Annotated in this window: 20 protein-coding genes; 13 read left to right on the top strand and 7 right to left on the bottom strand. The window is 64.9% G+C overall.

What is annotated here, in order from left to right; genetic code table 11:
* Window positions 1–123: 123 nt before the first annotated feature.
* Entirely contained in the window at window positions 124–783 is a 660-nt protein-coding gene (locus ON00_RS15705) for a response regulator (protein WP_029622985.1), read from the bottom strand.
* Window positions 784–908: 125 nt separating this feature from the next.
* Between ON00_RS15705 and ON00_RS15710 the strand changes: the two genes are divergently transcribed.
* A complete protein-coding gene (locus tag ON00_RS15710) occupies window positions 909–1,499 on the top strand; it encodes a hypothetical protein (RefSeq protein ID WP_010407415.1) in 591 nt (196 codons plus the stop codon).
* A 38-nt stretch (window positions 1,500–1,537) separates the two neighbouring features.
* Here ON00_RS15710 and ON00_RS15715 read toward each other — a convergent pair whose 3' ends face one another.
* On the bottom strand, window positions 1,538–3,658 hold the full coding sequence (locus ON00_RS15715) for an EAL domain-containing protein (protein ID WP_010407417.1): 2,121 nt from the start codon (window positions 3,656–3,658) through the stop codon (window positions 1,538–1,540).
* A gap of 156 nt (window positions 3,659–3,814) precedes the next feature.
* Here ON00_RS15715 and ON00_RS15720 point away from each other — a divergent pair, with 156 nt between their 5' ends.
* The 5 genes from ON00_RS15720 to ON00_RS15740 all read left to right on the top strand — a co-directional run bounded on the left by ON00_RS15720 (window position 3,815) and on the right by ON00_RS15740 (window position 7,998).
* A complete protein-coding gene (locus tag ON00_RS15720; RefSeq protein ID WP_010407419.1) occupies window positions 3,815–5,335 on the top strand; it encodes a fumarate hydratase in 1,521 nt (506 codons plus the stop codon).
* A 111-nt stretch (window positions 5,336–5,446) separates the two neighbouring features.
* Window positions 5,447–5,731 (top strand): GIY-YIG nuclease family protein, encoded by a 285-nt coding sequence (locus tag ON00_RS15725; protein WP_010407422.1) that lies wholly within the window; start codon window positions 5,447–5,449, stop codon window positions 5,729–5,731.
* A gap of 93 nt (window positions 5,732–5,824) precedes the next feature.
* Window positions 5,825–6,985 carry an MBL fold metallo-hydrolase gene (locus tag ON00_RS15730; RefSeq protein ID WP_010407424.1) on the top strand — a complete coding sequence of 387 codons (1,161 nt, stop codon included), beginning with the start codon at window positions 5,825–5,827 and terminating at the stop codon, window positions 6,983–6,985.
* 101 nt (window positions 6,986–7,086) lie between these two features.
* A complete protein-coding gene (locus ON00_RS15735) occupies window positions 7,087–7,542 on the top strand; it encodes a cytochrome c oxidase subunit II (RefSeq protein WP_010407426.1) in 456 nt (151 codons plus the stop codon).
* Between the two features lie 45 nt (window positions 7,543–7,587).
* A complete protein-coding gene (locus tag ON00_RS15740; protein ID WP_010407429.1) occupies window positions 7,588–7,998 on the top strand; it encodes a hypothetical protein in 411 nt (136 codons plus the stop codon).
* Between the two features lie 46 nt (window positions 7,999–8,044).
* Here ON00_RS15740 and ON00_RS15745 read toward each other — a convergent pair whose 3' ends face one another.
* Window positions 8,045–8,599 carry a DUF3617 domain-containing protein gene (locus tag ON00_RS15745; protein WP_010407438.1) on the bottom strand — a complete coding sequence of 185 codons (555 nt, stop codon included), beginning with the start codon at window positions 8,597–8,599 and terminating at the stop codon, window positions 8,045–8,047.
* A gap of 83 nt (window positions 8,600–8,682) precedes the next feature.
* On the opposite strand from ON00_RS15745, the gene uvrB reads away from it, so the two are divergent.
* The 3 genes from uvrB to ON00_RS15760 all read left to right on the top strand — a co-directional run bounded on the left by uvrB (window position 8,683) and on the right by ON00_RS15760 (window position 11,564).
* The gene (uvrB, locus tag ON00_RS15750) at window positions 8,683–10,890 is read left to right on the top strand and encodes an excinuclease ABC subunit UvrB (protein WP_010407439.1); all 2,208 of its coding nucleotides are present in this window, start codon (window positions 8,683–8,685) and stop codon (window positions 10,888–10,890) included.
* Between the two features lie 100 nt (window positions 10,891–10,990).
* Complete coding sequence (locus ON00_RS15755; protein ID WP_010407440.1) at window positions 10,991–11,272, top strand: type II toxin-antitoxin system RelE/ParE family toxin; 282 nt, start codon at window positions 10,991–10,993, stop codon at window positions 11,270–11,272.
* Entirely contained in the window at window positions 11,244–11,564 is a 321-nt protein-coding gene (locus ON00_RS15760) for a HigA family addiction module antitoxin (RefSeq protein WP_029622987.1), read from the top strand. Before ON00_RS15755 ends, ON00_RS15760 begins: the two co-directional genes overlap by 29 nt.
* Here the strand turns inward: ON00_RS15760 and ON00_RS15765 are convergent.
* Together ON00_RS15765 and ON00_RS15770 are read right to left on the bottom strand one after the other, a co-directional pair.
* Entirely contained in the window at window positions 11,561–11,929 is a 369-nt protein-coding gene (locus tag ON00_RS15765; protein WP_010407442.1) for a PRC-barrel domain-containing protein, read from the bottom strand. The two genes, ON00_RS15760 and ON00_RS15765, sit on opposite strands and share 4 nt — an antisense overlap.
* 52 nt (window positions 11,930–11,981) lie before the next feature.
* Window positions 11,982–13,256 carry an MFS transporter gene (locus ON00_RS15770; RefSeq protein ID WP_010407443.1) on the bottom strand — a complete coding sequence of 425 codons (1,275 nt, stop codon included), beginning with the start codon at window positions 13,254–13,256 and terminating at the stop codon, window positions 11,982–11,984.
* A 93-nt stretch (window positions 13,257–13,349) separates the two neighbouring features.
* On the opposite strand from ON00_RS15770, the gene ON00_RS15775 reads away from it, so the two are divergent.
* Window positions 13,350–13,880, top strand: a complete 531-nt coding sequence (locus ON00_RS15775; RefSeq protein WP_010407444.1) for a hypothetical protein — start codon at window positions 13,350–13,352, stop codon at window positions 13,878–13,880.
* Window positions 13,881–14,353: 473 nt separating this feature from the next.
* Here the strand turns inward: ON00_RS15775 and ON00_RS15780 are convergent, their stop codons facing one another.
* The gene (locus ON00_RS15780) at window positions 14,354–14,650 is read right to left on the bottom strand and encodes a hypothetical protein (protein WP_010407445.1); all 297 of its coding nucleotides are present in this window, start codon (window positions 14,648–14,650) and stop codon (window positions 14,354–14,356) included.
* 42 nt (window positions 14,651–14,692) lie between these two features.
* Here ON00_RS15780 and ON00_RS15785 point away from each other — a divergent pair, with 42 nt between their 5' ends.
* The gene (locus tag ON00_RS15785; protein WP_010407446.1) at window positions 14,693–16,288 is read left to right on the top strand and encodes an amidase; all 1,596 of its coding nucleotides are present in this window, start codon (window positions 14,693–14,695) and stop codon (window positions 16,286–16,288) included.
* Window positions 16,289–16,291: 3 nt separating this feature from the next.
* On the opposite strand, the gene ON00_RS15790 is transcribed toward ON00_RS15785, so the two are convergent.
* A complete protein-coding gene (locus tag ON00_RS15790) occupies window positions 16,292–16,744 on the bottom strand; it encodes a DUF2721 domain-containing protein (RefSeq protein ID WP_010407447.1) in 453 nt (150 codons plus the stop codon).
* 84 nt (window positions 16,745–16,828) lie between these two features.
* Here ON00_RS15790 and ON00_RS15795 point away from each other — a divergent pair, with 84 nt between their 5' ends.
* Window positions 16,829–17,905, top strand: coding sequence for a GNAT family N-acetyltransferase (locus tag ON00_RS15795; protein WP_040601702.1), 1,077 nt, complete (start codon window positions 16,829–16,831; stop codon window positions 17,903–17,905).
* A gap of 35 nt (window positions 17,906–17,940) precedes the next feature.
* Window positions 17,941–18,213: a UvrB/UvrC motif-containing protein gene (locus ON00_RS15800; RefSeq protein WP_010407449.1), complete on the top strand. Its 273-nt coding sequence runs from the start codon at window positions 17,941–17,943 to the stop codon at window positions 18,211–18,213.
* Window positions 18,214–18,267 lie beyond the last annotated feature (54 nt).

Below are 18,267 nucleotides of genomic sequence, written 5' to 3' on the forward strand. Positions count from 1 at the left end.
GGCGAAGGCCGGGGCCCAGTTGCGAGCGCATAAAAGGCGGGTGCTGCGCTCGGCTATTGGCCGGTTGCGACTGGGCCGCGGCCTTCGCCGGGGAAGCGTAAAAGAACGGGGCGGGAGGAAGCCTCATCCCTCCACCACCCGATATCCCCGCCCGCGCACGGTTTCGATCAGCGCGGCCCCGATCTTCTTGCGCAGACGGCCGACGATCACCTCGAGCGAGTTGGAATCGGGATCGGCATCGCCTTCATAGACATGGTCGAGCAAGTCGAGCCGGTCGACCACCACGCCCTTGCGCAGCATCAATGTCGACAGCACGCGCCATTCGAGCGCGGTCAATCGCAAGGGCAGGCCGTCCAGCTCGACTTGCCCGGTCTGCGCATCGAAGGTGACGGGTCCGCACACGATCCGCGCGGCGGCGTGACCGGTCGCGCGGCGTACCAGCGCGCGCAGCCGCATGACGAGTTCCTCGACGCGGAACGGCTTGGTCAGATAATCATCGGCCCCGGCGCGAAAGCCGGCCACCTTTTCCGACCAGCCATCGCGCGCGGTGAGGATCAGCACGGGCAGCGCGCGTCCGGCGGCGCGCCATTCCTCCAATACGGTGATGCCCGATTTAATCGGTAAGCCGAGATCGAGCACCGCCACGTCATAGCTGCCGGTGTCGCCAAGATGCGCGCCATCCTCGCCATTGGCGGCGATGTCGACCGCGAAATGCTCCGCGCGCAGTGCCTTGGCGATGCCCTCGGCCAGTGCGGCGTCGTCTTCGACCAGCAAGATGCGCATGCCCATATCCTTCTGCCCTGCGGCTAGGCCCGGTCGCTAAACCCAGTCTGAACCGGCGGGTTCAGCGCGGTGGTGAGACGCAGCGCTAGAAAGCGCAACACCAACCCAAGCAGGAGTATCCGGAAATGACCGACCAAATCGAAGGCCCCGCCCCGCAACCTGATTTCAGCGCGCTGGAGCCGCGAGCCCCACGCCGCAAACTGCCGCTGCGCACGGCGGTGATCGCCGCCGCTTTTCTTGCCGTCGGCCTCGGCGGCGGCGCGACGGTCGCGTGCATGAATGGCCCGACGGTCGAACTCGCGCCAGTCAAGCCGGTGGCGATCAAGACGCTGAGCGACGATGGCGGTGTGATCAGCGTACGCGGCACCGTTGCCGAAATCTTCGGCCCGATGGCGGTGCTCGCCGATGGGAGCGGGCGTGCCTTGGTCGAGATCGGGCGCGAGGGCGATGGCACTGGCTTGCTCGCCCCAGGCCAGACGGTGACGGTGCAGGGCCATTATCGCCACGGCATGATCCGCGCGTCCTTCCTCGTCGGTGCCGATGGCAAGGTGACGGCGCTGCGGCCGCTGGGTCCGCCGCGTGGCGGACCGGGCGGGCCCGAGGGCTTCCGCCACGGGCCGCGTGGCCCCGAGGGTCGCGCGCCGGGCGGTGACGAGGCCCCGCCACCCCCGCCGTCCGCAGCGGCTCCGGCTGCTACGGGAAACAGCGTCGGCTGAACCGAACCGCGCCGTTCCGGCCGCGCCAGGGCAGGCGATCAGCCCGCCTTGCGCGCCGGAAGGGCGGGTGTCGCGTCGGCGAGTCGGTCAAGGTTGAAGGTTTCGGAAAATTCGAGGCCGGCCTTGCCGTTCGCCGCCCAGCGCAAGCGCGCCGGGAGCATCTGGCCTTCCAGCAACTCGATCTGGACGTCGATTTCGCCGCTGCCCTCCTCGACATCGATTCCCTCGATCATCGCGCCGCTGGCGGAAATGTTGCGGATGCGCACGTCGCCGACCACGTCGCCCGATCGAATGCGCGCCTTGCGCAGCAGCGAGGTTCGGGGCGAACGGCTGTTGCGGAAGCCGCTGGCGGTGGCGGTGTCGCCCGCCAGCGCCAGATGCGCCCGCACATCGGCGGCGCAGGCGGGCTTGCCGTAGACATAGCCCTGGATGTGGCTGCAGCCGAGTTCGACGATCAGCGCGATCTCGTCCTGCGTTTCCACGCCCTCGGCAGTGGTCTCCATGCCCAGCGTGTCGGCCAGCGTGACGATCGCCTTGATGATCGCGGCGTTGCGATTGCCCGTGATTGCCGCCCCGCGCACGAAGCTCTGGTCGATCTTGATCTTGTCGAACGGGGCCTTGCGCAAATAGCCGAGCGACGAATAGCCGGTGCCGAAATCGTCGAGCGCCAGCCGCACGCCGCACCCCTTCAACGCCTTGAACATCTGCTCGGTCGCGGCGCTTTCATCAACGAACACGCCTTCGGTGATTTCGAGTTCGAGCCGGTCGGGCTTGATCCCCGATTTCGCGAGCGCCGAGGTGACGATGGTGGATAAAGCCGGATTGGCGAATTGGATCGGCGAAACGTTGACCGCGACGCGGATGCTGTCCGGCCATTCCGCCGCTTCCATACAGGCGGTGCGCAACACCCATTCCCCGATCGTTTCGATCAACCCGCACTCTTCGGCGACCGGGATGAAGTCGCTTGGGCTCACCAGCCCGCGCGTGGGATGCTGCCAGCGCAACAGCGCCTCGAAGCCGACAATGCGCTGCGTCCTGGTGCTGACGACGGGTTGATAGGCGACGAAGAACTGGTCGGCGGCGAGCGCTTCGCGCAGATCGTCCTCAAGCTGCTTGCGGCTTTGCGCGCCGACCAGCAGCTCGCTGCGGAAGAAGCGGTGGACGCCGCGCCCCTCGCCCTTGGCGGCATAGAGCGCGAGATCGGCGTTGCGCACGAGTGTCTCGGCATCGCTGCCGTCACTTGGGGCGATCGCCACGCCGATTGAGCAGCCGATGCTGATCGCCGACCCGTTGATGCTATAGGGTTGCGAGAGATCGCTGATCACGCGCCGCGCGAGGTCCGCCAGCGCCTCGCGTTCGGGCGCGAAGGGGATGATGACCTTGAATTCATCGCCGCCCAGCCGCCCGACCAGGCCGGTTTCGCCAATCGTGTGTTGCAGCCGCAAGGCGACTTTCTTGAGCAACGCGTCCCCGGTCTGGTGGCCCAGCGTATCGTTGACGCTTTTGAAACGGTCGAGATCGAGCAGGAACAGCGCGGTCTGGCGCGGCACGGAGCCCGGTTGATTGAGCGTCTGTTCCAGCGAGAGCCGCAAACGCTGGCGGTTGGCCAGGCCGGTCAAGCCGTCGAACAGGGCAAGTCGGGTGATTTCCGCGTCGATGCGGCGCCGTTCGGTCAAATCACTGCCGCTGCCGACAAATCCGAGGAAACGCCCCTTATCGTCGCTGACCGGTCGCCCGGAAATCGACCACCAGCGGTCGATTGTGGCCTCGCTCGCCGGGCGGACCGAGTAATTGGAAAAGGCCGTGCGGGACGCGAGATGGAAGGCCAGCGTCCGTTCGGTCTCGGGCGACGCGCTATCCATGCGGAACAGCTTGTTCAGCACTTGCCCGATCGCAGGTGCGTCCGGCCGGTCAAGGTCGCGTGCCACTTTGTCGGACAGATAGGTCACCTGTCCCTCGGCGTCGGTTTGCCAGAACCACCCGTTGGTGTGCGCTTCGAATTCCTCGACCAGCAGGTGCGCCCGATGATTTCCCGAATCCGGAACAACTGCGAGAAGGCCGCGACGCTGACGTTGGACAAAGGCATAAGCAGCTGCAGCGAGCCCGATCGCCATGAAGCACGCGCACGCAATCAGGGTAAGGATAGTCCCGAGGTTCATGTTCCTGTGGTTAGCGGGCGCTTCCTTTCCGAAACCCTTGCACCCAGCCCCTTTCATCCAAAATGAGTAGGGTCCGCGGCAGGGTCATCGGGGGCACCCTGCGCTTGGCGCGCGCGCAACATCGGCTTAAGGCGCGGCGCAAGACAGGAGCCCAACATGACCACCATCATCCGTGAAGCCGATCTGATCGAGAGCGTGGCCGACGCGCTGCAGTTCATCTCTTTCTATCACCCGATGGATTATATCCGCGCGCTGGGCGAAGCCTATGAGGCCGAGCAGGGCCCCGCCGCGAAGGATGCGATCGCGCAGATCCTGACCAACAGCCGGATGTGCGCCGAGGGGCACCGCCCGATCTGCCAGGATACCGGCATCGTCAACGTGTTCATCAAATGGGGCATGGACTGCCGCCTCGACGACACCAGCCGATCGCTGCAGGAGGTCGTCGACCAGGGCGTGCGGCTGGCGTACCTGAACCCCGACAACAAATTGCGTGCCTCGGTGTTGACCGACCCGGCTTTCACGCGCCGCAACACCAAGGACAATACGCCGTGCGTGCTGCACGTCGACATGGTGCCGGGATCGCGCGTCTCGGTCGATGTCGCGGCCAAGGGCGGCGGCAGCGAGAACAAGTCGAAGTTCAAGATGATGAACCCGTCCGACTCGATCGTTGATTGGGTGATCGAGATGCTGCCGCAAATGGGGGCAGGCTGGTGCCCGCCGGGGATGCTCGGCATCGGCATTGGCGGCACCGCCGAACATTGCGTATTGCTCGCCAAGCAGGCGCTGATGGAGCCGATCGATATGGGGCCGCTGAAGGCGCGTGGGGCCAAGACCGACATCGAACGCTTGCGCATCGAGATTTTCGACAAGGTCAACGCGCTCGGCATCGGCGCGCAGGGGCTGGGTGGCTTGTCGACCATCCTCGACGTCAAGATTCTCGACGCGCCGTGCCATGCGGCGGGCAAGCCCGTCGCGATGATCCCCAATTGCGCCGCGACGCGCCACGCGCATTTCGTGCTCGACGGTTCCGGCCCGGCCTTCCTCGAAGCGCCCAAGCTCGACGAATGGCCCAAGGTCGACTGGAAGCCCGACAGCGCCGCGATCCGCGTCGATCTCGATACGCTGACGCCCGAGGTGGTGCAGGGCTGGAAGCAGGGTGACCGGCTGCTGCTCAACGGCAAGATGCTCACCGGGCGCGATGCCGCGCACAAGCGCATCAAGGACATGCTCGATGCGGCCGAGGAGCTGCCGGTCGAATTCAAGGGCCGCGTGATCTATTATGTCGGCCCGGTCGATCCAGTCGGCGAGGAAGTGGTCGGCCCGGCTGGCCCCACCACCGCGACGCGGATGGACAAGTTCACGCGCATGATGCTGGACCAAGGCCTGTTGGCGATGGTCGGCAAGGCCGAGCGCGGCCCCGATGCGACGAAGGCGATCGCCGAGGGCAAGAGCGCCTATCTGATGGCGGTCGGCGGGGCGGCCTATCTCGTCGCGCGCGCAATCAAGGGGTCGAAGGTGGTCGGCTTTGCCGATCTCGGCATGGAAGCGATCTACGAATTCGACGTGGTCGATTTCCCGGTGACGGTGGCGGTCGATTCGACCGGCGCCAACGTCCACCAGCTCGCGCCGTTGGTGTGGAAGGAAAAGATCGCGCGCGAGGGGTTGCTGGTCTCCTAACCGTCGCCCCGGCGGAGGCCGGGGCCGCCATATTGGGTGTCGTGACCCAGGCGCTTGGTCGCGCTACACACTCCAGCGGCCCCGGCCTGCGCCGGGGCGACGGGAGGGGGCGTGGGCGGCTACACCTACATCATGACCAACAAGCCGTTCGGTGTGCTGTACATCGGCGTCACCGCAGATCTGGCGCGCATCCAGGCGCATCGCGAAGGGCGGGGCTCCTCTTTTGCCAAGCGTTGGGATTGCAAGCGGTTGGTCTTGATCGAAAGCCATGACCGGATCGAGGATGCCATTCTCCGCGAGAAGCGATTGAAGGACTGGAACCGGGTCTGGAAGTGTCGGCTGATCGCCGAAGCCAATCCCAATTGGGACGATCTGTGGGAGACGATCAATGGCTAGCGGTCGTTACCGTCTCGCCTGCCGTCACCACGGTGGGTAACCTGCGAAAGACATGGGCTTGCGTCGCGCGCGGCGATCCACCAAGAGTCCGTGATGCGGTTTCTGCGCCTTCTGGGCATCACGATCCTATGGATCGTCATCGTCCTGTGCCTTGCGATCACGATCGTTCCGCGCTTTCTGGATGCGCGTTATTATGCGGGCCTCCCGACCGGGCACTATACAGGCGAGCGCTTCTTCAATCCCGATGGGGCCGAGGACGATATCGCGCCGCCCAACGGTGGGCGCGGGAATTTCCTGTGGCGCTATCTCACCAATAGCGACGGGCGACCGAAATGGCCCGATCATGTCGCCGTCCACCCGGTTGCACCGCCCGCGCGGGTCGAGGGCGAACGGATGGTGGCGACCTGGGTCGGCCATGCCACGGTGCTGGTGCAGACGCAGGGGCTCAACATCCTGACCGATCCGGTGTGGAGCCGCACCGCCGGTCCGCTCGGCGTCGGCCCCGCGCGCGTCGCCGCGCCGGGGATCGCGTTCGATGCGCTTCCCAAGATCGACGTCGTGCTCGTCAGCCATGATCATTACGATCACATGGACCTGACCACGCTGAAACGGCTGTGGCAGCGCGATCGTCCGCTGATCGTCACCAGCCTCGGCAATGACAGTGTGATGGGCCAGGTGGGCGTGCCCTCCAAGGCGCTCGACTGGGGCGGGAAGATCGCGGTGAAGCCGGGCGTCGAGGTGGTCGTCACGCGCAACCACCATTGGGGCAGCCGCTGGTTCGCCGATCGCAACCGCGCTTTGTGGTCGAGTTTCGTGGTGCGCTTGCCCGGCGGCAATCTGTTCTTCGCGGGCGACACCGGCCCTGGGGACCTGAATTGGGCCAATCAGGCGGCGGCGTATGGCCCGGTGCGGCTTGCGCTGCTGCCGATCGGCGCGTTCCGTTTCGCGCCGGGGCAAATGGTCGCGGGCAGCCATATCGGGCCGATCGACGCGGTCGAGGCGTATCGCCGCCTTGGCGCATCAAGCGGGATCGGAATCCATTGGGGCACCTTCCGTCTGTCCTTTGAAGGCTATGACACGCCGCCCCGTCTGCTTGCGGCGGTGGCAGAGGTTGCGGGCGTACACGGCTTCGGTACGGCGGCGCTGGGGCAGCCGACCGAGGTCGCGCCCTATCGCGCGCCGGGGCCCGTCGCGCCGATCGAACGCGGGGCGATGGAGCGCCTGCTCCCCAAGGCGGCCTTGGCGCTGCCATAAGGGCAAAAAGGCGCGGTCGCGCGTGCCCGGCCCCTGTTGGAATGGCGGCTTGGGAGGTCTGGCACACGATGCTAAGACCCCGCCCCGGGGAGAATCGGGACGTGGCGTCGAAGGGGAGTGTGTACCGCTACGAAGCGACGCTGGACCGGGCCGGGCTGGCGCTGGCCGCTGGCGGGCTGGTCGGTGGTGTCTTCGCAACCGTGCTGGTGGTGATCGGCAGCGGTGCCGCACCGCTTGAGCTGCTGGCAGGATTTGTGGTCGGTGCGGTGATTACGGCGATGGCGGCGGTGGCGATCGGCGGCCCGGTCTGGCTTCTATGCCACGCTTTTGGCCAACGCGGACCGTGGATGGCGATTCTGGTCGGCGCGCTGGCCGGATTCGCGCTGTTCCTCGGCGGGCAGACCTATGGCTTCGGCCTGTTCGCGATGCCGGTCACCGACACGCAGACCCTGCTGTTCCGCTGGATCAGCGCGCTCGCGACGAGCCTGATTCTGGCGCTGGTAGCAGCATTGATCGGCTGGACGATGTGGCGCGTGGCATATCGGCGGGTGGCGTGAGCGCCGCTTCACAACATTCGCTAATCGCAAAAAAGGGCCGATAGGATGGCGGAGAAATTCGAAAAGCTTGGCCCGATTTTCGAACACATCGGCCACGAATTGGGCCGGATTGTCGGTGGCGACCCCGATAAAACCTATCTCTACGCCGAGCTGCAGGAGGGTGTGGTCGGTGCCGGAGTCTTTAAGGACGAAGGAAACCACGTCCGCTATTTCGACCCAAGTCGCGCGTTGATCGATTTGCTCGTCGAGGCGTGGGAAACGGAAGAGCCGAGCAAGCGCTGGGAAGTGATCGAGTATGAGGTGCTCGGGACGAAATTCAACGCAGTGTTCAAGTTCCCGGACGAGCTGAACCCCGATGACTATGAAGACGAGCGTCGAGACGTGGCTCTCCACGCTCGCTATGGCGACAAGCCAGTGATCTATCCGCCGATCCCATATCCCACTCGCCCGCTTTAAGGGGCGAGAAGACGCACCGGATCGCGTCCGGTGCGTCCCTTCGCGTTTACGGCTTGGCCGGTGCCACCGGGGCCGGGCCGGTCGCGGGGGGCTCGGGCGGGGTGACGTCGGTCGGCTTGCATTCGCCGTTGCGCGTCGATTTGACGTGCATTTCCATCGTGCCTTCCTGCGTCCCATTGGCGGCGAAGCCTTGGGTCTTCATTGTCATGTCCTGTGCCGTCGCCGAGTTGGTGCCGGTCATCGTCATCTTGACGGTGCCGCCATTGGGCTGCTTGCAGGTCGCGTCGATCGCGATGCTGGCCCCGGTCACGTCCTTCTTGGCGAAGGTGCAATTCTGGCCGCGCGCGGACATCTGTTCCATCGCCTTGCCCATGTCTTCCTTCGCGGCCGCGCCCGGCGTCAGGCACACCGACATGGTGCTCATCGCATCGAACATCTTCTGCATCTGCGTCTTGGTTTCGGGCGTCGCGCCTTTGCCTTCGAACTTCACGATCTCGATCTTCTGCGACCAACTGCCCGGCTGGCGCTTGACCGGCGCGTCGGGGGAACAGGCGCTCGCGGCGAGCGGCAGCGCGAGCAGCGCCATGATACGCAAAGTCATGTGGAAAGAGTCCCCCGGGGATGTGCGCTGCGGGCGCCGGTGTGTGATTGTGTGTGGCGCAATCCTTCCCATATTGACGAGCTATGGCAATCCAGATTCGCACCACGCTCGACGAACCTGAAACCGGCGTCAGCTTCGTCCCGCATCGCCCGGCGCGCCCGCCCAAGGCGGAAGGGGGCAAGCCGTTCAAGCTCGTCTCCGAATATCAGGCGGCGGGCGACCAGCCGACCGCGATCGCTGAGTTGGTGGCGCAGACGGAAGCGGGCGAGCGCGACCAGGTGCTGCTCGGCGTGACGGGCTCGGGCAAGACCTTCACCATGGCCAAGGTGATCGAGGCGGTGCAGCGCCCCGCTTTGATCCTCGCGCCCAACAAGATCCTGGCGGCGCAGCTTTATGGCGAGATGAAGTCGTTCTTCCCGGAGAACGCCGTCGAATATTTCGTCAGTTATTACGATTATTATCAGCCCGAAGCCTATGTCGCGCGCTCGGACACGTACATCGAAAAGGAAAGCTCGACCAACGAGGCGATCGACCGGATGCGCCACGCCGCCACCCGTTCGCTGCTCGAACGCGACGATGTCATCATCGTCGCCTCGGTGTCGTGCCTGTACGGCATCGGTTCGGTCGAAACCTATTCGGCGATGATCTTCGACCTCAAAAAGGGCCAGACCGTCGACCAGCGCGAGATCGTGCGCAAGCTCGTCGCGCTGCAGTATAAACGCAACGATGCCGCCTTTCAGCGCGGCAATTTCCGCGTGCGCGGCGATGCGCTGGAGGTGTTCCCGTCGCATTATGACGACACCGCCTGGCGCGTGTCCTTCTTCGGCGATGAGATTGAGGATATCGTCGAGTTCGATCCGCTGACCGGCAAGAAGGTGGCGAGCCTCGAAACGATCCGCATCTACGCCAATTCGCATTATGTGACGCCGGGGCCGACGCTCAAGCAAGCGATGGAGGCGATCAAGTTCGAGCTGCAGGAGCGGCTCAAGGAACTGGTGCCCGAGGGCAAATTGTTAGAGGCGCAGCGACTCGAGCAGCGCACCAATTTCGACCTGGAGATGATCGCCGCGACCGGCAGTTGTGCCGGCATCGAGAATTACTCGCGCTTCCTCACCGGCCGCATGCCGGGCGAGCCGCCGCCCACTTTGTTCGAATATCTGCCTGAAAATGCATTGCTGTTCGTCGATGAGAGCCACCAGACAATCGGCCAGATCAACGGCATGTCGCGCGGCGATCACCGCCGCAAGCTGACGCTCGCCGAATATGGCTTCCGCTTGCCCAGCGCGATCGACAACCGCCCGCTGCGCTTCAACGAATGGGACGCGATGCGCCCGCAGACGACCTATGTCTCGGCGACGCCGGGTGCCTGGGAGATGGAGCGAACTGGCGGCGTGTTCGCCGAACAGGTGATCCGTCCGACCGGGCTGATCGACCCGCCGATCGAGATCAAGCCGGTCGAGGAGCAAGTGCAGGATCTGATCGTCGAAGCGAAGAAGACCGCCGAGGCGGGCTATCGCACGCTGGTGACGACGCTGACCAAGCGCATGGCCGAGGATCTGACCGAGTTCATGCACGAGGCGGGCGTCCGCGTCCGCTATATGCACAGCGATGTCGAAACGCTGGAGCGTATCGAACTGATCCGCGATTTGCGGCTCGGCGTGTATGATGTGCTGATCGGCATCAACTTGCTGCGCGAGGGATTGGACATTCCCGAATGCGGGCTGGTCGCGATCCTCGATGCCGACAAGGAAGGCTTCCTCCGCTCGGAAACCTCGCTGATCCAGACGATTGGCCGCGCGGCGCGCAACGTCGACGGGCGCGTGATCCTCTATGCCGATCGCATCACGGGCTCGATGGAGCGCGCGATGAACGAAACCAACCGCCGCCGCGAAAAGCAGCGCGCCTATAACGAGGCGCACGGCATCACGCCGACGACGATCAAGCGCAACATCGGCGACATCATCCAGGACGTGTCGCAACGCGACCAGGTGACGGTCGAAATCGATGAGGATCGCCCGCACATGGTCGGCCACAATCTGCGCGCATACATCGAGGACCTCGAAAAGAAGATGCGCGCAGCAGCCGCGGATCTGGAATTCGAAACCGCCGGGCGCCTGCGCGACGAGATCCGGCAGCTGGAGCAGGAAGAACTGGGCCTGCCGGTCGACCAGCAGAAAGTCCCGGTGATGGGTCGTTCCAACGAGGGCAAGCCGGGCACGCGCAAGACGCGCTATGGCAAGAGCCAGAAGATGCGCGCGGGAATGGCGGGGAGTTCGCGGCGGGCGCGGTGAGGCAGAAAGTCAATCAGTTTGATGTCAAATTTTTGAATTTTCCGGGCGTGACAAACAATGTGAAGGACAGGAGAAGTGGGATCATTTCGGGGACTTAACAATGATCCGCTCCTTCGCCGACACCGAAACCGAACGCATCTGGAAGCGCGACCGCAGTCGAAAGCTGCCGCCCGATATTCAGCAGCGAGCGATGAGGCGCCTTACGTTGCTCGACGCCGCCCTCTCGCTTGAGGAGCTCGGCAACCTGCCCGGCAATCGGCTCCACGCGCTGAAGGACGATCGCGCGGGCCAGCACAGCATTTCAATTAATGACCAATGGCGTATATGCTTCGTCTGGAAGGACGGAGACGCCTATGACGTCGAAATTACAGACTATCACTAATCCCGACTGGCTCGACAATGAGCATGCCGGGCAAATGCTGGTCACCGAGTTTCTCGAACCGGAAGCGCTGAGCGTTGAGCAGCTTGCTGGGGATATCGGGGTGGCACCGGAGCGGATTGCCGAGGTTATTGAAGGCTCGCGTCCGGTCGATGCAGAACTCGACCTGCGCTTCGCGCGCTATTTCGGTATGTCCGAAGGCTTTTTTCTGCGCCTGCAGGACCGTTACGAAATCGTCGAGGCCAAGCGCGCGCTTAACGGCGCGCTCGACCGCATCGTCCCGCGCGCCGCTTAACCCAGCGACAGATCCTCGCCCGCCACATCATAATATTTCGACACCCGATCGGCATAGGCCTGGTCGAATTCGGGCGGGTTGGCGGCCCAGCTCGGGCCGCCTTCCAGCACGCGGCGGTCGATCGTCACGATATAGGTGTCGTTGACCGGGTCGAACTGCAGCAGCGAAAAGGGCAGCGGATAATAAGCGCGCCCCATGCCGAGGAAGCCACCGATCGTCAGCACGGCATACAGCGTATGCCCGGTGCGCTTGTTGACCATCATCGCATAGACGCTGCCGATCTTGTCGCCATCGCGGCTCCGCACCTGCATCGTGTCGGTCTTGTTCGATTGCAGCAGCAATTGCGTGGGCTCGGTCTGGGACATGGTGGTTCCTTTGATGCGCAACCGAAACGGCGCAATGGCCCTGAGAGTTCCCTCAATCCTCCACGATCAGGCTCGCCGCCCGTGTTTCGGGTAGCAGCCAGAAACACACGCTGGTCAGTGCCAGCATCGCGCTGACATACCAATAGAAGGCGCTCTCGATATGCCAGCCCTTCAGGCTCAGCGCGACATATTCGGCGGTGCCGCCGAACGCCGCATTGCCGATCGCATAGGGAAAGGCGACGCCGAGCGCGCGGATGTGCGCGGGGAACAGCTCGGCCTTCACCAGCGCGCTGATCGAGGTATAGGCGGCGAGCAGCAACAGCGGCACCAGCACGATCGCGAAGGCCGCACCCGGCGTGCGCACGCTTTCCAATGCGCTGAACACCGGCACCGAGACGATCGCGCCGCCAATACCGAACAGCAGCAGCATCGGCTTGCGCCCGACGCGATCGGCCAGCGCCCCGAACAGCGGCTGCACCAGCATGAACACCACCAAGGCGGCGGTCATGATCGCGGTTGCGCTCTGCACCGAAAAGCCAACCGTGTTGGCGAGGAACTTCTGCATGTAGGTGGTGTAGGCATAGAAAGCCAAGCTGCCGCCGGCGGTGATCGCGCCGACCAGCAGGAACTCGCGCGGATGCGCGCGCCACAGGGCCGCCATGCCCGAGGCAGGGCGATCCGCCGACAGTGCCTGGAAGGACGCGGTTTCCGCCAGCCCACGCCGCAGCAGATAAACGCCCAGCGCCAGCACTGCGGCCAGCACAAAGGCGATGCGCCAGCCGAAGCTATCCATCTGCGCTTTCGTAAAGACGGCCTGCAGCAGCAATGTCACCGCGAGCGCGCTCAGCATCCCGCCGATCAGCGTGACATATTGGAAGCTCGACCAGAAACCGCGGTGCCGCCGCGTCGCCATTTCGGAAAGATAGGTCGCGCTCGCGCCATATTCGCCGCCGACCGACAGGCCTTGCAGTAGTCGCGCGACCAGCAGCAGGATCGGTGCGGCCAGGCCGATCGTGGCATAAGTCGGGGTAAAGGCGATCATCAGCGAACCCGCGCACATCAACGCGACCGACACCGCCAGTCCGGCCTTGCGCCCGTGCCGATCGGCATAACGGCCCATCACATAGGCACCGATCGGTCGCATGAAAAAGCCGACGGCAAATACCGCCGAGGTGTTCAGCAATTGTGCGGTGGGATCGCCCTTGGGAAAGAAAGAGGCCGAGAAATACAGCGACAGCGCGGAATACGCATACCAATCATACCATTCGACCAGATTGCCAGCCGATCCGCCGATGATGGCGCGCAGTCGCTTCGCTTCAAGTGCCATGCGTCTCTCCCTGCCGGGCACCAGAGGCGAAATCACGACGGGGTGCAAGACCGGCGGTTGAGCGCAGCGGTGGCTTCGCGCATACAGCGCGGCATGCGCAAATTTTTCGTTCGCTCCGCTGTTCTTGCTATCGCGCTGGTGGTGAGTGGCTGCGTCAGCCCGCCTGCATCGCCGCCGCCGCCGCCGGTGGTGGTGCCGCGTCCGGTGCCTTTGCCGCCGTCCCCGGCCGTGCCGCAATCGCTTGACTGGCGCGATTGGGCGGTGACGCCCGGCGATTGGAGCTATCGCACCGATGCCACCGGTTCGGTGGCGGCCTTTGGGCGATCCGGGGGGAGTGCGTTGCTGACGCTGCGCTGTGATCGCGGGGCCAATATCGTGTCGCTGTCGCGCCCGGGCGCAAGCGCCGCACCGCTGCTGGTGCGGACCACCAGCCTTGCACGGACGCTGACCGCGCGCGCTGCCGATGCCGCGCAGGCGACGGTCGCGCTGGAACCCCGCGACCCGCTGCTCGACGCGATGGCGTTCAGCCGCGGTCGTTTCCTCGTCGAGCAAGCCGGTGCGACGACGTTGGTGGTGCCCGCCTGGGCTGAAATTGGCCGTGTAGTCGAGGATTGCCGCCGCTGAGCAGCGGTTTCGATCGCCGTTGAACGCGCATTTGGCGCGCTTCAGGCAGGCGAAAGAGAATCGTCGAAATCGCGGAACATTACAAGACTTGTTTCGCAAATTTATATGATTCAAACACGAGTCGTGACCAGTCCTGGTCACGCTGTTTTAACTAGCGAAAGGAGGTGATCCGATGTCTCATGGTTCAGCAATGGGGTCGGTTCAGTTCGTTCGGGGGACGCACCGCTAAGCTTTTCGGGGAAACCCGTTGACGGCAGGGGCGGGGGGTATTTTCCCCCAGACAACGCCATCCCCCGTCGAAGCTGATGCGGTCCGCATGGTCTCCCAAGCTGGAGCTTCCGGCCGCTGACCATGTCAGGAGGTTGCCGGGGTGCCGTGAGGCCCCCGGCAGCCTCTTTTCATTTCGGGTAATGCCGAGGGGCGTGTGTCCCGTAATGGTCTATACCACGGTCAATCTTTACGAGACCGAAACCTTAATTTTCGCTAAATGCTGCGCTGCGACGTGTTGCGTGTGAGTCGGTAAAGGCGTGAATATGGCTATCTTTATTGGTATAATCGCCTGTGTAATCGCGTTTGCGGTTTGGGAAGTGCTGCAGCTGCTCAAGCAGCGTCGCGCCGCCGTCCGGCGGGGTAAGCGCAGGCAGCGTAACCTCGCATATCAGCAAGCCTGGGACGCCGTGTTCGGTCGTGGTGGCCAGCGCCGCCTGCCGCACCATCCCGCCGAGGCCGATAAAGAGTGAGCGCTTGCCGCATCGCCTGAGCGGCGGCATGATCCAGGCGCGTTCGGTGCGATCGCGACACTGGAGGAACTGATGCGGATCTCTATCGCTTCGTTGGTGCTGTGTGCGGTGGCGGCTGCACCGGCGACCGCCCAAGTCGCGGGGCCAGCGATGTCGGCGATCGAAGAGGCGTCGATCGAACAGTTGCAGGCGATGATGGCGCACGGCACGAGCAGTGCGGCGATTACGCAGGCGTATCTCGCGCGGATTGCGGCGATGGATCGCACGGGGCCGAGCCTTCGCGCGGTGATCGCGACCAATCCCGATGCATTGGCGCAAGCGCGTGCGAGCGATGCGCGGCGTCAGGCGGGCAAGCCGCTCGGCGCACTCGATGGCGTGCCCGTGCTGATCAAGGACAATATCGAGACCAAGGATCCGATCGCGACGACGGCGGGCAGCCTGGCGCTGAAGGACAATGTCACCCGCCGCGATGCGCCTTTGGTGGCGCGGCTGCGGGCGCAGGGCGCGGTCATCCTGGGTAAGACCAATCTCAGCGAATGGGCCAATATCCGCTCGACCCATTCCATCAGCGGCTGGAGCGCGGTGGGTGGGCTCGTGCGCAACCCCTATGCGCTCGATCGGACGGCGTGCGGGTCGTCGAGCGGATCGGGCGCGGCGGTGGCGGCGAGCTTTGCGGCGGCGGCGGTTGGAACGGAAACCGACGGATCGGTGGTGTGCCCCTCCTCGATGAACGGGCTGGTCGGCCTCAAACCCACGCTAGGTCTGGTCAGCCGCACCTATGTCGTGCCGATCAGCCACAGCCAGGATACGCCGGGGCCGATGGCGCGCAGCGTGCGCGACGTGGCGCTCCTGTTCGATGCCATGGTCGGCTACGATCCTGCTGATGCGGCGAGCATGAATATCGCCTATGCGATCGCACACAGTTATGCAGGCGACCTCGCGCGCGCGTCGCTGAAGGGGGTGCGCGTAGCGGTGCTCCATCCCGAGATGCCCGATCTTCTCAAGAGCAACTATGCGGCGGCGCTTGCGTTGCTGAAGGCGCAGGGCGCGGTGCTGGTCGACGTCGATGCCCCCAAGCTAAACGGAATCGGCGAAGCGGAATCCTTGGTCCTGCACACCGAGTTGAAGGCCGATCTCAATGCCTATCTCGCGACCACGCCCGCTGCGGTGAAGACGCGCACGCTCGCCGATGTGATCGCCTTCAATACCGCCAACGCCGCGACCGAAATGCCGTTCTTCGCGCAGGAGACCTTCGAAGCGGCGGAGAAGACGCGCGGCCTCGCCGACCCCGAATATCTGGGCGCGCGCGCGAAATCGCGGCGGCTGGCGGGCAAGGAGGGGATCGACGCGATGCTCGCCAAGGCGCAGGCGACGATCCTGGTCGAACCGACCTATGGCATGCCGTGGCTGTCGGACACGGTTTATGGCGACCAGTTCAGCGGACCGAGCGCGAGCGAACTCCCCGCCATTTCGGGCTATCCGCATTTGACGGTGCCGATGGGGTTGGTGCGCGGCGTGCCGGTCGGTCTGTCGTTCATCGCGACGGCGATGGGGGATTCGACGGTGCTGCAAGCCGGCTATGTCTATGAGCAGGCGGCCAAGGCACGCGCCCTACCGACCTATGCGGCAACCAACGATGCCGGGCCGGGGCTGGAGGGCGCGCGCTAGCGCTTAGCGCTCGAGCAATTCCGGGCGGATGTGGATCGCGATCAGCGACATCCGCACCTCGATCAGGAACGACACCAGCGCGGAGATCAGCAACCCCATCGCCAGAATGAACGACAGCGCAACGATCGTGCCGATGTGGAGCTTGATCAGCACGGCCACGAACAGCAAGGCGACCACCAGGCACGTCATCACCGCGCTCGACACCGCCATCACCAAGGCCGCGTTGATCACCGACATGCGCCGGTCGAGCAGGCGCAATTCCCAGACGTGGCGGTCATGTTCGGGCCCGACCGAGCGCGGGTGAAGGTCCTCCACCGCGCGGGCGCGATCGACGACGCGGGAGAGCCGCCCGGCCAGCACATTGAGCAAGGCCCCGATGCCGGCCAGCATGAAGACCGGCGACAGCGAAAGCTGGATCGTCTGCGCAATGGTGTTGACGGCGGGGATCGAGAACATCGCCCGACTTTGGGGTGTGTCGCCGCGCGACGCAAGCGGCGCTCTGCACGGAATGGTAACCCAGTCATGCTAACGCCGTGCGCCATGACCAAGCCGATGCTGCTCGCGGAGTTCACGCGCCTGCCGTCGCCGACGCGGGCGAGCGTGCTCGATGGCCTGTCGGGCGCGATCGATACGGTGGCGGAGGCCGCCCCCGTCCCGCAGTGTTTCCTGCGCTATCAATGGTATGCAGCGGCGCTGGAGGCCTATGGCGGCGCGGCGCGCACGATTGTGGTGGAAGACGATGACGAAGCGGTGATCGCTTTGCCGTTTGTCGGTGTTGGGCCAGCGCTGGCGCGCGTGGCGATGGTGCCGGGCTGTTATTGGCCGTTCCGCAGTTTTCCAATGCACGCGCGGGTAGCTCCGCGTGCGGTCGACGCGTTGCTCGACACGCTGGGGCGCTCGGTCAATGCGCTGCGGATCGGGCCGGTCTGCGACGGCGATGCATCGCTGGCGGGGGTGCTCGAGCGTGCCCGTGCGAAGGGCTGGGCGGTGCTCGATCGATTTGTCGCCGATAGCTTCGTGCTAGATGTGACGCAGGAGGACTGGCCGCGCGGATCGACGCTGCGCAAGAACCGCTTTCATGAAAAGCACCTGGCCGACCATGGTGCGCTCGACTGGCGCTTTGTCGGTGCGGGGGAATGGGACGTTGCGTTCGACGCCTTCGCGCTGGTCGAGGGCCGGAGCTGGATCGGGGCGAAGACCGATGGGCGTGATGCCAAATTCACGCGCACCGGCCACGGCGCGTTCTGGCGGGCCGCTGCGCGCGATCCGGAGCTGGCGGGGATGATGTCGGCGGCGCTGCTGACGATCAAGGGGGTGCCGAGCGCCTTCTCCTTCGATCTGGATTGCGGCGCGACGCGCTATGCCATCGCCAACAGCTATGATCCTGCGGTCGCGCGGCATTCGCCGGGCAAGCTGCTCGCGTATCGCAATCTGGTGCGGGCAAAAGCGGCAGGTATTCGAACGGTGGATTGGGGCGCGGGCGACAGTGGCTACAAACAGACGCTCGGAGCGGTGCAAGGCCCGGCGCTGCGCGACTGGCTGCTGGTGCGACCGGGCATTTCGGCGGGCGTGGCGCGGCTGTTAAAAGGGCGGTGGTCCGCCAGCGGGCAGGGGTGAGGGATCCCACGCGCCCTGCGCTGCGTTGAGGCGCGATGAACGAACTGGCCGATCTTCAGGCACGGATGGAAGCGGCGGCGGCGGCGCTTGATTTCGAGGAAGCGCGGCGGCTGCGCGATCGTATCAGCTTGCTGCGCGGCGGTGCCGATGCGGAGGCGGCACAGGCGGCCGATACCGCAGGGCTGACGCGACAACAGCCAGGCGCGATGGGGCTTGGCTCCAGCCAACAGCGCCTTACCCCGCCACCTGGCTGGACGCCGCCGCCCAAGCCCGATCCAATGACCCAAGGGCGGTCGCGCAAGCGCTAAGGCGACGCGACTCAGCATCCTTAAAGCTGCTGCGTCCGCAAAAGGGCTGACACC

The organism is Sphingomonas echinoides ATCC 14820, from assembly GCF_000241465.1.
Lineage (GTDB): Bacteria > Pseudomonadota > Alphaproteobacteria > Sphingomonadales > Sphingomonadaceae > Sphingomonas > Sphingomonas echinoides.